Origin of the sequence: Psychrobacter sp. GP33 (genome assembly GCF_014119005.1) — a bacterium.
Taxonomy (GTDB): Bacteria; Pseudomonadota; Gammaproteobacteria; order Pseudomonadales; family Moraxellaceae; genus Psychrobacter.
In genome coordinates, this window is the sequence record NZ_JACGYX010000003.1 from 140,053 (window position 1) to 153,385 (window position 13,333).

At 41.9% G+C, this 13,333-nt stretch carries 11 protein-coding genes and 1 other RNA gene; 7 read left to right on the forward strand and 5 right to left on the reverse strand.

Translation table 11 applies throughout. The features are described from left to right. Nucleotides 1–74: 74 nt before the first annotated feature. From H2245_RS05375 to H2245_RS05390, 4 genes are all read right to left on the reverse strand, one after another. On the reverse strand, nucleotides 75–806 hold the full coding sequence (locus H2245_RS05375; RefSeq protein ID WP_182406367.1) for a Smr/MutS family protein: 732 nt from the start codon (nucleotides 804–806) through the stop codon (nucleotides 75–77). Nucleotides 807–877: 71 nt separating this feature from the next. Beyond that, a complete protein-coding gene (gene trpC, locus H2245_RS05380) occupies nucleotides 878–1,774 on the reverse strand; it encodes an indole-3-glycerol phosphate synthase TrpC (protein WP_182406368.1) in 897 nt (298 codons plus the stop codon). Nucleotides 1,775–1,917: 143 nt separating this feature from the next. Further along, entirely contained in the window at nucleotides 1,918–3,012 is a 1,095-nt protein-coding gene (gene trpD, locus H2245_RS05385; RefSeq protein ID WP_182406565.1) for an anthranilate phosphoribosyltransferase, read from the reverse strand. Between the two features lie 163 nt (nucleotides 3,013–3,175). Beyond that, nucleotides 3,176–3,799, reverse strand: coding sequence for an aminodeoxychorismate/anthranilate synthase component II (locus H2245_RS05390; protein WP_182406369.1), 624 nt, complete (start codon nucleotides 3,797–3,799; stop codon nucleotides 3,176–3,178). Between the two features lie 475 nt (nucleotides 3,800–4,274). Between H2245_RS05390 and glnA the strand changes: the two genes are divergently transcribed. Further along, nucleotides 4,275–5,684 (forward strand): type I glutamate--ammonia ligase, encoded by a 1,410-nt coding sequence (glnA, locus tag H2245_RS05395; RefSeq protein WP_182406370.1) that lies wholly within the window; start codon nucleotides 4,275–4,277, stop codon nucleotides 5,682–5,684. A gap of 199 nt (nucleotides 5,685–5,883) precedes the next feature. Further along, nucleotides 5,884–6,765 (forward strand): DUF4124 domain-containing protein, encoded by an 882-nt coding sequence (locus H2245_RS05400; protein ID WP_182406371.1) that lies wholly within the window; start codon nucleotides 5,884–5,886, stop codon nucleotides 6,763–6,765. A gap of 124 nt (nucleotides 6,766–6,889) precedes the next feature. On the opposite strand, the gene H2245_RS05405 is transcribed toward H2245_RS05400, so the two are convergent. Next, on the reverse strand, nucleotides 6,890–7,609 hold the full coding sequence (locus H2245_RS05405; protein ID WP_182406372.1) for an SIMPL domain-containing protein: 720 nt from the start codon (nucleotides 7,607–7,609) through the stop codon (nucleotides 6,890–6,892). Between the two features lie 192 nt (nucleotides 7,610–7,801). Here H2245_RS05405 and ffs point away from each other — a divergent pair. The 5 genes from ffs (at nucleotide 7,802) to gloB (ending at nucleotide 13,305) form a co-directional block, all read left to right on the forward strand. Continuing rightward, an RNA gene (gene ffs, locus H2245_RS05410) (signal recognition particle sRNA small type) lies at nucleotides 7,802–7,898 on the forward strand. Between the two features lie 370 nt (nucleotides 7,899–8,268). Further along, nucleotides 8,269–9,111, forward strand: coding sequence for a hypothetical protein (locus H2245_RS05415; RefSeq protein ID WP_182406373.1), 843 nt, complete (start codon nucleotides 8,269–8,271; stop codon nucleotides 9,109–9,111). A 137-nt stretch (nucleotides 9,112–9,248) separates the two neighbouring features. Then, nucleotides 9,249–10,358 (forward strand): 3-phosphoserine/phosphohydroxythreonine transaminase, encoded by a 1,110-nt coding sequence (serC, locus tag H2245_RS05420; protein ID WP_182406374.1) that lies wholly within the window; start codon nucleotides 9,249–9,251, stop codon nucleotides 10,356–10,358. A 202-nt stretch (nucleotides 10,359–10,560) separates the two neighbouring features. Continuing rightward, nucleotides 10,561–12,396: an extracellular solute-binding protein gene (locus H2245_RS05425; protein WP_182406375.1), complete on the forward strand. Its 1,836-nt coding sequence runs from the start codon at nucleotides 10,561–10,563 to the stop codon at nucleotides 12,394–12,396. Nucleotides 12,397–12,525: 129 nt separating this feature from the next. After that, nucleotides 12,526–13,305: a hydroxyacylglutathione hydrolase gene (gene gloB, locus H2245_RS05430; RefSeq protein WP_182406376.1), complete on the forward strand. Its 780-nt coding sequence runs from the start codon at nucleotides 12,526–12,528 to the stop codon at nucleotides 13,303–13,305. Nucleotides 13,306–13,333 lie beyond the last annotated feature (28 nt).

Consider the following 13,333-nt stretch of genomic DNA (forward strand, 5'->3'; position numbering starts at 1 on the left):
TGAACAGACGTAAAAAAAGGACTGCATAAGCACAGTCCTTTTTTTATGGCAAAATAATATCAAATACTTTTTATTTATTCAGCATCGGTCTTGTTCTTTTTGAGCAATACCAATACCGCGCCATTGCCGCCATCTTTTGGTGGAGCTGAGCAAAATGCCAGTACTTCTGGCAGTTGGCGCAACCAGCCATTAACACAGGTTTTTAGAATAGCTTCACTACCTTTGCCGTGGACGATTTTCACTGAGGTTTCATTATTTTGTTTAGCTTGGCTGAGCAACTGCGTCATTGCCACGCGTGCCTCTTCAATAGTGCAACCATGAATATCAACGGCATCATACCAACGTAATTTACCTTGTTTTAACTGTGTAAATATTTTGTTTTGCAGCGTTGGGTTTTTATAAGATAAATAAGCTTCACCCGCAACCGGATTTAGTAACGCCTGCATGTCTGACAGCCCAGCGCCTAAGTCCGCAGCATCACTGCCTTGCGCCGCTGCACGTTTTGATAACGTTGCGGCATCAGGCTTACTGCCTTTTTTAGCACCAGCAGGTGAGCGGACATTTTTGTCATCAAGCTGATTAACGCCATGCATCGCTTGCATAAACAATACTTTGTCATCATCAACGTGCTCAGAATCGAGCTGCTTTACCGTTTTCTTAACTTGTTTTTGAGTCAGTAAAGAGACCGGCTCCGTCGGCTTTCCGTTGTCGCCATCAGGTGCAGTAGTATCACGACCTTTGCTCAGTTGACCTTTTAGCTCTTTGAGTTGGTCTTGCATTTCTTGTGAAAATAGAGAATTTGCCATAAAAGTGAACGCATCTGTTTAATGAATGAATAGGTAAGAATGGTTAAATAAGTACTGCTGTATTCGTTACTTTACGCGCTCAACGAGACGCTCGCAAGTAAGGATTGTAACGCTTGTCCTGGATGCTCTGTCTTCATAAACTGCTCACCAATTAAAAAGTGCTGGATATCATGGCGCAGCATTAATTCAATATCGTCTGCGCTATGAATACCACTTTCAGTGACAATTAGCGGCTTTAATAAAGGTTCTTTATTATCAGCATGGTCATTATTATTATCGGTAACTAATGCTTGCAGTAATATATTTTTTAAATCTAGGGTGGTTTGCAGATCCACCTCAAAAGTGTTTAGATTGCGATTATTAATACCATAAATATTATGGTCTGAGCGCGGCAGCTTTAGTGCGCGTGCCAATTCTCCAGCAGTATGCACTTCAATCAATACATCCATACCTAGCTTGATACTCAATGCGTGTAACTCGTGCACTTGCGCATCATCAAGACACGCCATAATCAGCAAAATACAGTCCGCGCCTAGCAAGTATGATTGATAAATTTGATAGACATCAATCATAAAATCTTTGCGCAAGACAGGCAGCTGACAGGCAGCACGTGCTTGCACGAGATAACTGTTATTGCCCTTAAAGTAATCACGGTCGGTTAACACGGATAGGCAACTGGCACCCGCTTGCTCATATTGTGCGGCAAATTCGCTTGGCTGGAAGTTATGATTGATAATGCCTTTAGAGGGAGAAGCTTGTTTAATTTCAGCGATAATGCCGATACCTTTGCCCATGTTTGCCGCTCGTAAGGCGTTGGCAAAGCCGCGACGATGACGAGTATCAGCAGCAACTTGGGCTTGCAGCTCGGCAAGCGATACCTCGTTAATAGCGGCGCGAATTTCTTCGTGTTTAGTGGCGACAATACGTTGTAATACTGAGGGAATGGCAGAATCTGAAGTGGCAGTCATGGTGATATCCGTATACTTATAAGTGTTATAAAGCTCAATTGAAGTTATTTCTTACATTAAAATAGTTATTTAAAGTATTACCATTGTTTAAAGTAAGGCGGCTGTTTAAAATTAGATAACCCATCAAAACAACCGTTTAAAAGCTAGTTGTGCGACAACTGTTTGGTGTGCTCAGCCAGTGCCTGAAGCTTAGTTAATGCCGAGCCATTTTGAATGACTGCTTGCGCTTGTCGTACGCCACTAGCATAGTCGCTGGCAAGTCCGGCAGTATAAATAGCCGCCCCAGCATTTAGAGCAATCATATCGCGAGCTTTTAAAACTGCGCGCTCAGAGGTATCGTCACCAGATAAGGCAGCCCGAATCAAAGCAAGGCTTTCTGCTGGTGAATTGATATCCAATCCAATGAGAGTTTGGGATTCGATTCCGGCATCTTCTGGCATGATGTCATAGACAGAGATTTCACCATCTTTTAACTCAGCGACGGTGGTGGAGGTGGCAAGGCTAATCTCATCTAGGCCATCTTTTGCCCCAACGACCATCACATGCCGCGCGCCAAGATTTCGCATAACCTTTGCCATTGGCTCACATAAGCGCGCAGTAAAGACGCCAATTACCAAATTAGGTACGCCAGCAGGGTTGGTCAAAGGACCTAAAATATTAAAAATCGTTCGTGATTTTAGCTCACGGCGTACCGGATTGGCATAACGCATCGCGCTGTGATGATTGGGCGCAAACAAAAAGCCAATACCTTGCTTTTCAATACAATCCAGCGTTTGCATCGGTGTTAGCGCCAAGCTGATACCGGCTTGCTCAAGCAAATCTGAGCTGCCAGACTTGGTAGAGACACCGCGATTACCGTGTTTGGCAACTTGAGCACCTGCCGCTGCCGCAACTAAGGCTGATGCTGTAGAGACATTAAATAAATTGGCACCGTCGCCGCCTGTACCGACAATATCAACCATATGATTGCAACCTTGTGGTGCAATATTCTCTGCCAACGCCCGCATGGCACTGGCAGCAGCGGTAATCTCATCGATAGATTCTCCCTTCATGCGCAGACCGGTCAAAATAGCACCCATCATTGCGTTGCTACATCTGCCTTGCATGATAATCAGCATCACCTCATGCATCTCATCAAAGGTTAAATCAATATGCTGAAAAATGCGATCTAAAGCGCTGGTCAGTAAGGTGTGAACGTCCTCATCTGAAAGGTTAGCGATATCATCAGCGCGGCTCATGGAAGTTAAAAGAGTAGGGTTTATAGATTGGCTGTTCGTAGCCAAATTATCAACATTCATTATAAAGGTCTCACTTTCTATTATTATTTTATATTCATGATAAAGGCTATTTAAAGCGTTATGATTTTATTTGGTGTAGCTAAAATAAGACGCTAGCCTAAAACTAGCCAACTTGTGGTAACTCATCGGTGCTTAGCTTTGCTAAATTATGGGTTTTCAAAAAGTTATTCAGCAGCTGGTAACCGGCTTCACTTAAGATGGATTCTGGATGAAACTGCACGCTTTCAATGGCAAATTCTTTATGACGGAAGCCCATAATCTCCTCAATACTGCCATCCTTATTTTGCGTCCATGCCGTCACTTCTAAGCATTCAGGCAAGCTGGTTTTATCGACCACAAGTGAGTGATAGCGTGTGGCTTGAGTAGGGTTAGGTAAATCTGCAAATACGCCTTGATTATCATGATACACGGCAGATAAACGACCATGCATGACTGCGCCAGCTTTGACCACTTGACCGCCAAACGCTTGCCCGATAGCTTGATGACCCAAGCAAATGCCTAAAATAGGAATGCTTCCTTTAAAGGTAGCAATGATATCTAATGAGATACCGGCGCGATCAGGATCGCAAGGACCCGGACCAATCACAATGATATCCGGTGCCAGTGTTTTAACATCTTCTAAAGTAATCTGATCATTACGCCAAACGGTGATGTCCTGCTGCAATTCACCGAAGTACTGTACAATATTGTACGTAAAGCTGTCGTAATTATCGATCATTAGAATCATGATGGGTTCAACCTATGGATGTGTTTTTGTTTTATAAAGGTAGGTTTATGGCTATATACTTATCATGCTGAATATATGATAGGCAATATAGGTAATACTTATTGATTGTGTTTATTTGAACGCTCACATTTTTACCGAGCACTGTTATCTTACCATTATTTTATGTTCTGTTAAATGTCGTCTGTAGCTGCGCGCTGCTTAAAAATATTATTCATATAAAGCTATACAAAAACCCTGAATAATGAGAATCTTATGCCCAATAATGATAAACAGCGTGTGAAAGGGTGCATAACAGTTCAGCATTATTGGTCAGATATTGCTAAAATAGCGCCAGCGTTGAACAAGTTTGCAAAAGTTTGCGTGAAATCACGATAGCACAGTGTCACTATAGACCTTGCAAACCCATTAACATCATCCGTAATGTTAGCTACGATCTTAAATCGCAATACTATGATAATCACGAGGGAAATTTTTTATGTCGAATAAATTACTAGATCTTATCAAGTCATCTAATGCTAAATGGGTTGACTTTCGCTTTACTGATACCCGAGGCAAAGAGCATCATATGAGCTTTCCCTCTCATACCATCGATGAAGAAGTGATGGAAGATGGCAAAATGTTTGATGGTTCATCAATCGCTGGTTGGAAGGGTATCGAAGCGTCAGATATGATCTTGCGTCCTGATCCAGAGACTGCATTTATCGACCCGTTCTTTGATGCGGTTACCGTGGTTGTGACTTGTGATATTATTGAACCATCAACTTTACAAGGTTATGACCGTGATCCACGTTCTATCGCGCGCCGTGCTGAAGAATACTTAAAGTCAACCGGTATTGGTGATACTGCATATTTCGGTCCTGAGCCTGAATTTTTCGTATTTGACGAAGTAAAATGGTCGATTGATATGGCAGGCGTGAGCCATGAGATTGTTGCTGAAGAAGCAGCATGGTCAACCAATAAAGACTACGAATGGGGCAACATGGGGCATCGTCCACGTGTCAAAGGTGCATACGTTCCTGTACCACCAGTGGATAGCTCGCAAGATATGCGTGCGGTTATGTGCGACCGTATCGAAGATATCGTAGGTGAAGGCTGTATCGAAGTGCATCATCACGAAGTTGCGCCTTGCCAGTTAGAAATCGGCGTTACCTTTAATACTTTAGTGCGTAAAGCGGATGAAGTACAGCAGCTGAAATATGCGGTTCATAATGTTGCGCATCAGTTTGGTAAGACGGCAACCTTTATGCCAAAGCCTATCGTTGGTGACAATGGTTCTGGTATGCATGTGCATATTTCTATCTCAAAAGATGGTGTCAATACCTTCTCGGGCGATGAATATGCTGGTCTGTCTGAGTCGGCACTATATTTTATCGGCGGTATCATTAAGCATGCCCGCGCGCTAAATGCTATTACCAACCCTTCAACCAACAGCTATAAGCGTCTAGTACCGCATTACGAAGCGCCTATTAAATTGGCTTATTCGGCATCTAACCGTTCAGCGTCTATCCGCATTCCGCACGTTAGCAGCCCAAAAGCGGTACGTGTTGAAGCACGCTTCCCTGATCCAGCTGCCAACCCATATCTAGCCTTTGCTGCGTTATTGATGGCTGGTCTTGATGGTATTCAAAACAAGATTCATCCAGGCGAAGCCGCTGATAAAAACTTATATGATTTGCCACCAGAAGAAGAAGCATTGATCCCAACCGTTGCTGAAAACTTAGAAGTGGCACTGCAAGCGTTAAGAGAAGATCATGAGTTCTTATTAAAAGGCGATGTATTCACTAAAGATATGTTAGAAGCCTATATCGCACTTAAAGAAGAAGAAGTCCAACGTGTGAATATTACTGTACACCCTGTTGAATTTGACTTGTATTACAGCTGCTAATCGATCGTTAAAATCTTGACTTATTAATAAATTAAAACCAGCTAAGGATAACTTGGCTGGTTTTTTATTGGCTGGATTTTAATGGTTTTTTAATAATTGTTAATGCATAACTAGACTTGTAAAGACAGAGGCAAACTGTCATCTTCTAAAAAAGAGGCTGACAACTATAATGAATATTGAAAGCAAAGGTGGACTGACAATGACACGATTAATGAAGGAATTCGCATCAAAGCGGCTATTATCAAAAGGGTTAGAACAAAATGAAGGGATAGCTGCTCAGGGGCACAAGGTGGTATATAAAAAATATAAATTAGCCAGCCTATTAATAGGCGTAGCGGTATTTTATGCGCCAATGAGCAATGCGGCACCCGTTTATAAAATTGTGGATGAACAGACAGGACGCGTTACCTTTACTGATAATCCACAAAAATATGAACAGCAAGCAGGTAAACTAATTAGCCAAATAACCACTGTTACGCCTACTACTAACAGTTCAGCCAGTGCCAATGCTAATAATAGCGATGCAAATGTCAATACGACTCAAACGCCAGCCAATCCATTAGCGTCTAATAGATCTAATAGTAATGCCAACACAGCGCCTGCTCAACCTTCGACCGCTTCTCCAAGAGTAAACTATCAGTTAACCCTCCTTGAGCCAAGTACGGAGCGTGCGTATCGCCGTCCTGCCCAAAGTATTGACGTTAAAGTACAACTCAAACCCGCCCTACAAACAGGTGATATTATTACTATTTATTTGGATGGTAATCAAGTCGCACAAGGGCTAAGTACATCCATTGCTACGGTAAATATTTTGCCCGGTGCGCATACTATTAAGGTGGTGGTGAGCAATGAGAAAGGTCAGAGTATGGCGCAAGTATCGCGTACCGTGTACGTGATTCAAAACACGCCGACTCTACAAGATAATAAGAGAATTGCCCAACAGCTTTTGGCGTATGAGCAATTGCCTTTGCATCAAAAAATTCTGCTCAAACTGCGTCAAGATAATATACAACTGAACACGCCTTCTAATAAGCCAAAAACGGATACACCGATGACGCTTGAGCAACCAGCGATTAAGTAGATTGTGGTAAATAATATTATATGAAGAACATAGTCACTGATTGCTATAATTTAAATTACAGTTATAGCAACGCCTATTTAAATAAAATAAAGGCAATCTCTATATTTAGCGATTGCCTTTATTGCTATTTGGTCAATTCAATCGTACCGCCCGCAGTAACCGAAATAGTACTATTACCTGATTCAAAGCTTTGACGAGGTACGGACGCGTCAGCCGCTTCTGCTTTCATATTCATACTGCTATACATTGGGCGTGGATAGTTATTATTGTTGGTATTAAGGTTGACTGTTAACACGCGATAGCTACGTGCGTCCCAAGCGCGAGTTAGATTTTTTGCTTGGTTTTGAAAGGCGCGTGAGGCGTCTGTCATTAGCTTTTGTTCAATCGTATTTTTCTTAGTATCTGAAACCCCGAAGTTAAGATTATCCATCACTAGCGTCTCTTGCAGTGCTGCAATCAGCTGGCTGGTCGCGGCAAAATCAGTGCTTTTTATGTCTATATTGGCTTGTCCCGTCCAGCCGATAATTTTGTCATTTTTATCGTAGCGCGGATAAGTGCTTTGCTGTCCGGTACTGACCGTCACACTCGGATAGCGTTTGGCGATCGCTAAGGCTTTATTGACGGTGGTATTAAGCTGTGTCGCCAGCGTTTTGGCATCGGCAGCTTGAGCCTTTTTATAAAGGCTGGCACGCACTTCGTCATTTGCCACTTCTTCTTTTACTTCCGTCTGAAAGTTGAGCTGATCATAACCGGTTGGGGCGGCTTGTGCGCCTGTCATAACAAAGGTAAGAAGGCAGGCGGCACTAGATGCCATGAGTGCTTTGTTTAGTAGAGCATTTTTCATGATAAACTCCTCAATAAGAACGGCAATGAAATAGGTTTTTGTTGATTATTTGGCTAAAATAGCAAATTCTAAATAATATGTTGTAACAATTTTGTCAGCATATTGCTAGATTCTACATCGTTCTAAGAAAACAATTTTGCTTTAGGGGTTGTAATACTGCAAAAATCTTGTATAATTTGCGACTGGTGGCTCCATTGGTAGCCTCGCAACATTGAATTATGAACCCCGCCAGGACCGGAAGGTAGCAACGGTAATAATTATAATGTGTGCCGAGGATGTGCTGATGGAGTCGCTTTTTTTTGCCTGAAATTTGGTAATGCTTAGTATTTGGTAATTCCTAAGAATAGTTAAGATTTTTTCTGTACGAAGTCCTTCATTTGTAAGGACTTTTTTTGTTCAATTTTTGCATGGTGTATTTACTGAATACTGACAATGATTAGTGTTCATGTTTAATAGTGAAAAGATCTATTGCGTACTTACAGCGACTGGCTATATTAAAGATAAGAGGCAGCAGGGTAGTGATTAAATAGCTTATAATACGTATTGGTTATAACTTTCAGAACCTTTGATGTTGTCATGTTAAATATCACGAATCGACACTTTGTGAGCATAACGATAGACAACTAAGTTGTGATAAATAAGTAGGATAGTGTGCACTAATGAGTGATGTTCAAGACAATATAATCTTAAGACAACGGCAAATGCAGCAGCGTCAGATATTGGCGATGATGGGCATACCGCAATGGGTGCAAGCTGACTCGCCAACGATAAATATGGCAGATATGGTGCTGCCAGAAGCTACTTTAAATGATAATATAACTACAGATACGCATATTTTAAATGCTGAGCAAACTCGTGTTCAATCGCCAGCGAATCAATCTCTGAGCCATCAATCACAAGAATTGCAATCCGGCTCTCCTATTTCGTCCTTGAACGAAAATATCCCAACACATTACTCAGAAACTCATTTAAACACGGCGCTACAAAGTCCGGTTAATCTTACCGATGATACTAACCCGAATCAAACGGCAGAAAAAACATACAGTATTGACACGCTATCTCATGTATCACAAGTAGTAGAGCCACTCGTAGATTCATTAATAGATAAGTTCGGTAATCAAGAAGCAGATGATAGTCAAGCGACAGTAATACCATTTGATTTACAAGGAGGGCGTTATGGCAATTGGGTATTATTGGTCGATATCCAAGCACTAACCAGCGTCAGCCAAAAGTTGTGGCAGAATATTACTCAAGCATTATCACTCTCTTGTGAGACCAGCTCTTTTCCTATTTGTGCGGGCATGGATACCGCCGAGCTTGCCAATGCCAGTCTAGCCGGTTACATTTTTAAGCTAGGTAGACGCGAAGATATCCACGTTGCCGCACTGACCACATTACCAGATGGGCTGCACCATCCTAATATGGTCAGCGTACCGACATTAGATGAAATACTGGGCAATGCTGGCTTAAAACGTATTTTGTGGGAAAAGGTGTCAAACTAGCCGCTATTAGTAGTGTTCTAATGATGTTTCAGCGGTGTTGCCTTACACGACATACTCCTTTAAAGTAAGGAGCTTGTTTAGAATCTTATCAATTGATGCATCTTTTTTGCTACTCATCCACCTTTAGGATAATGATTATGACCACAACGACTACGGCACATCGCTTACCAAATTTCTGTGCAGGTCCGGCAGCTATTCCTACGCCTGTCTTAGCACGTGCCCAACAAGAACTGCTTGATTGGGAGGGTCGCGGTCTATCGATAATGGAGATGAGTCACCGCAGCAGTGATTATGTGGCCATTACTCAAAAAGCAGAAACTCAGCTGCGCTCGTTGATGGACATTCCAGATAACTATAAAGTACTGTTTTTACAAGGTGGCGCAAGTTTACAGTTTTCAGCCATTCCTTTGAATTTATTAAATGGTGGACGCGCAGACTATCTAACTACAGGCGCATGGTCGGGTAAGGCGATAAAAGAGGCAGAGCGTTATGCTGCGCTAGGTCTAGGTGAGATTAACCTAGTCGCGACGGGTAAAGGCGATAACTTTACTGATGTACCAGCGCAAAATGAGTGGAACATTAGCGGCGATGCGGCTTATTTCCATTATTGCGCCAACGAGACCATTCACGGTTTGCAAATATTTGAGCCACCACAAGTTGATGCACCTATTATCGTTGATATGTCATCTTGTATTTTATCGCAGCCGATTGATGTGTCCAAGTTTGGTATGATTTACGCAGGGGCGCAAAAGAATATCGGTCCTGCAGGATTAGTCATTGTTATCATCCGTGAGGATTTATTAGGTCGTGCTAGTGACTGGTGTCCAATGCTGCTTAATTATGAGCATCAAGCAGATAAAGAGTCGATGTCCAATACACCGGCAACTTATTCTTGGTATCTTGCAGGCTTGGTGTTTGACTGGTTAGAAGAACAAGGTGGCGTTGCTGCTATTGGTAAAATTAACCAGCAAAAAGCGACATTACTGTACGATACCATTGATAACAGCGCCTTTTATAATAATCCAGTAGCGCATAATCATCGGTCTATTATGAATGTTCCGTTTACTTTAGCTGATAGTAACCTTGATAAAGTGTTCTTAGAAGAATCAGAAAAAGCAGGCTTGCTTAATCTAAAGGGTCATCGCGATGTAGGTGGTATGCGTGCGAGTATCTATAATGCAGTGCCGCTTGAATGGGTACAGTTATTAGTAGACTTTATGCAAGACTTTGAGAAAAAATACGCTTAAGATTAAAACTATAACAAGAGTAGTTGTTTTCATAAATAAAAACGTCGCTAAAATAGTGGCGTTTTTTTATCTCAAAATAACTTACCTGAGTTCATTACTGCAAAGCATTAGGTTAAAAAAGCTAAGTTTGGTATGATAAATTTTTGTAAATTGCTCTTATGATTCTATTGTTGTTCCTAACCACAGGTTTATTATTATCATAATGCCTATAAAAAATAAGCTCTTTATTGCCATTTGCTTTAGCTGCGCGCTAAGCTCGATATCGCCTGCTATGGCAGCGCCCATCACAACGACTGCGCTTGGGCATAATAGTACGGCTGAGTATGTTGACGCGCCCTTTATGCCTTACGCCAATCCAAATGCGCCAACAGGTGGCACGTTATCACTTGATGCGCGTGGCACCTTTAATACGGCAAATAAATGGATGACGACTGGTGTGGCGATGATTGGCACCGACTATCTATATGATACCTTGATGACAGGCTCATTAAATGAAGCCTTTACCATGTATCCGCAGCTGGCAACGAGCGTCACTTACGATCCTGATGATAGCAGCTGGATTATTTATCATATCAACCCTGCCGCGCGTTTTTGGGATGGCTCATCAGTTACCAGTAGCGATGTTAAAGCAACTTATGAGGCGTTATTGACTAAGGGTCCGATGTTTGTTCGTAGCTATTTGAGTGATATTAAAGAGATTCAGACCCTGAATAAGCACCAAGTAAAATTTATCTTTGCCTCCGATGACAATAAAGAAATACTGCTGACGGTCGGGCAGTTTCCTATTTTTGCCAAATCCTCTATTGATGCTAATTTTGAGAAAATAAGCTTAACGCCTTTGATGGGAAGTGGTCCTTATCAGCTCGGGCGTGTCGATGTTGGGCGCTCAGTGACATATATACGCGACCCCAATTATTGGGGGCGCGAGTTGATGGTTAATCGTGGTCGCTATAATTTTGATATGATTAAGTTTGTTTATTATCAAAGTGATGAGATTGCCTTTGAAGGCTTTAAATCGGGTCAATATCGCTTTCGTCCGGAAAACAAAGCTTCAAATTGGGCGACGGCTTATAATTTTCGCGCGGTTAAAGCAGGCTTGATTAATAAAGAGTCAATAACCAGTGAAAATCCTGTGCCCATGCAAGGATTGGTGATGAACGTACGCCGACCGATTTTTCAAGATATTCGAGTGCGTCAAGCCTTAACGGCGGCTTATGATTTTGAATGGATGAATAAAACCTTATTTCATGGTCAATATGAGCGATTGCAAAGTTTTTTCCATGGTTCAGAGCTTGCTGCGACGGGTATACCATCGGTTGCTGAGATGCAAATTATTAAGCCTTTATTAACCCAGCTTGAACCTCTACAACGCCAAGCAGTGTTGGATGAGTGGCAACTACCAGTTAGTGACGGCGGTGGTTTTAACCGTCAAGGATTGTTAAAAGCACGACAGTTATTATTAGAGGCTGGATTTTATTATCAAGATATGAAGTTGTATCAGCCAGACGGTAAACGTGCCGACATTGAGATTCTAATGACCGGCGATACGATGGGGCGGGTATTACTGCCTTATATTCGTAATTTACAACGCTTGGGGTTCGATGCAAAATTACGCCAAGTCGATGGACCTCAGTACTATGAGCGTATGCGTAATTTTGATTATGATATGACTGTTGATGTATTCGCACAGAGTTTATCTCCCGGTGCAGAGCAATCAGCATTTTGGGGCAGTATTGCCGCTGATGAAGCAGGTAATAATAATACCATTGGTATTAAAAATGCTGCCATTGATAGTGTTATCACCAAACTTAGTGATGCCAAAAGTCGAGAAGAGATTATTTTATACACTCATGTATTGGATCGCTTGCTACGTGCTGGTTATTATCTGGTACCGTTATATGGTAAGTCCTCCACCAATGTCGCCTACTGGAATCAATATCGCCATGCTGAAAAACTGCCTACTAATGCGGTTGGTGTTGATTACTGGTGGGTGGATAAAGAAGCGGCTGCACGCGTTGATAAATATCTCGGACAATAAGCTATTTTTATAAGCATTATAGATTAAGGTATGATTAGGGCTTTTTAAAAGTGATATGAGTATAGTCGAGCCAGCTTTTTTAACGTTTTAATATAAACCACCAAAAATAATTTTTGCTAAGGATTTAATATGAGTATCCATATTCACCCGATTAAAGCGTTTAATGATAATTATATTTGGACATTGATTAATGATAATAACAAACAAGCCATTGTCATTGACCCCGGGCAATCCGCGCCAGTCATCGACTATTTAGAGGCGCAAGGATTGGAGTTAACGGCGATTTGGACGACTCATCATCATCATGATCATATTGGTGGAGTAGCTGAGTTACAAGAGCATTTTCCGATGACCCATCTTGTTGCGCATAGTGAGCACAACGTTGATGAAGACCAAACAATTAAAGATGGCAGTAAGGTCAATGCTTGGAGATGCACAGCTCAAGTGTGGGATATCTCTGGGCATACTGCCAGCCATATGGCTTATGTTTTAGATATTGAGGGAAGTAAGCACTGCTTTTGTGGTGATACGCTATTTAGTGGCGGCTGTGGTCGTGTTTTTACCGGTACAATAGAGCAGTTATATAACAGTTTTAAGCGCTTGAACGGTTTGCCTGCTGAAACGCTACTTTATCCGGCACATGAGTACACTGCCAGTAATATGCGTTTTGGTCTATCGATTGAGCCTGAAAATATAGCCATTCAGCAAGCATTACTACAAGCTGAAGAAAAGACCGCGCAAGGCATCCCCACGCTGCCAGTAACTCTCGCGCATGAACGAGCAGCGAATGTGTTTTTACGGGCAGATGTGCTCAGTGTTATCAGTGGTGTTAAGGCACAATTGCCACTTGTCGACGATAAGCCGTTAACCGTGTTTACCGCTTTACGATCGCTGAAAAATGATTTTTAGGTAATAGGTTTTTACATTAATTTTTGTT

What these genes read in the sequence shown, in the direction of transcription:
- H2245_RS05375 (WP_182406367.1), bottom strand. Translation starts at nt 806, where the DNA reads ATGGCAAATTCTCTATTTTCACAAGAAATGCAAGACCAACTCAAAGAG.
- trpC (WP_182406368.1), bottom strand. Translation starts at nt 1,774, where the DNA reads ATGACTGCCACTTCAGATTCTGCCATTCCCTCAGTATTACAACGTATT.
- trpD (WP_182406565.1), bottom strand. Translation starts at nt 3,012, where the DNA reads ATGAGCCGCGCTGATGATATCGCTAACCTTTCAGATGAGGACGTTCAC.
- H2245_RS05390 (WP_182406369.1), bottom strand. Translation starts at nt 3,799, where the DNA reads ATGATTCTAATGATCGATAATTACGACAGCTTTACGTACAATATTGTA.
- glnA (WP_182406370.1), top strand. Translation starts at nt 4,275, where the DNA reads ATGTCGAATAAATTACTAGATCTTATCAAGTCATCTAATGCTAAATGG.
- H2245_RS05400 (WP_182406371.1), top strand. Translation starts at nt 5,884, where the DNA reads ATGACACGATTAATGAAGGAATTCGCATCAAAGCGGCTATTATCAAAA.
- H2245_RS05405 (WP_182406372.1), bottom strand. Translation starts at nt 7,609, where the DNA reads ATGAAAAATGCTCTACTAAACAAAGCACTCATGGCATCTAGTGCCGCC.
- H2245_RS05415 (WP_182406373.1), top strand. Translation starts at nt 8,269, where the DNA reads ATGAGTGATGTTCAAGACAATATAATCTTAAGACAACGGCAAATGCAG.
- serC (WP_182406374.1), top strand. Translation starts at nt 9,249, where the DNA reads ATGACCACAACGACTACGGCACATCGCTTACCAAATTTCTGTGCAGGT.
- H2245_RS05425 (WP_182406375.1), top strand. Translation starts at nt 10,561, where the DNA reads ATGCCTATAAAAAATAAGCTCTTTATTGCCATTTGCTTTAGCTGCGCG.
- gloB (WP_182406376.1), top strand. Translation starts at nt 12,526, where the DNA reads ATGAGTATCCATATTCACCCGATTAAAGCGTTTAATGATAATTATATT.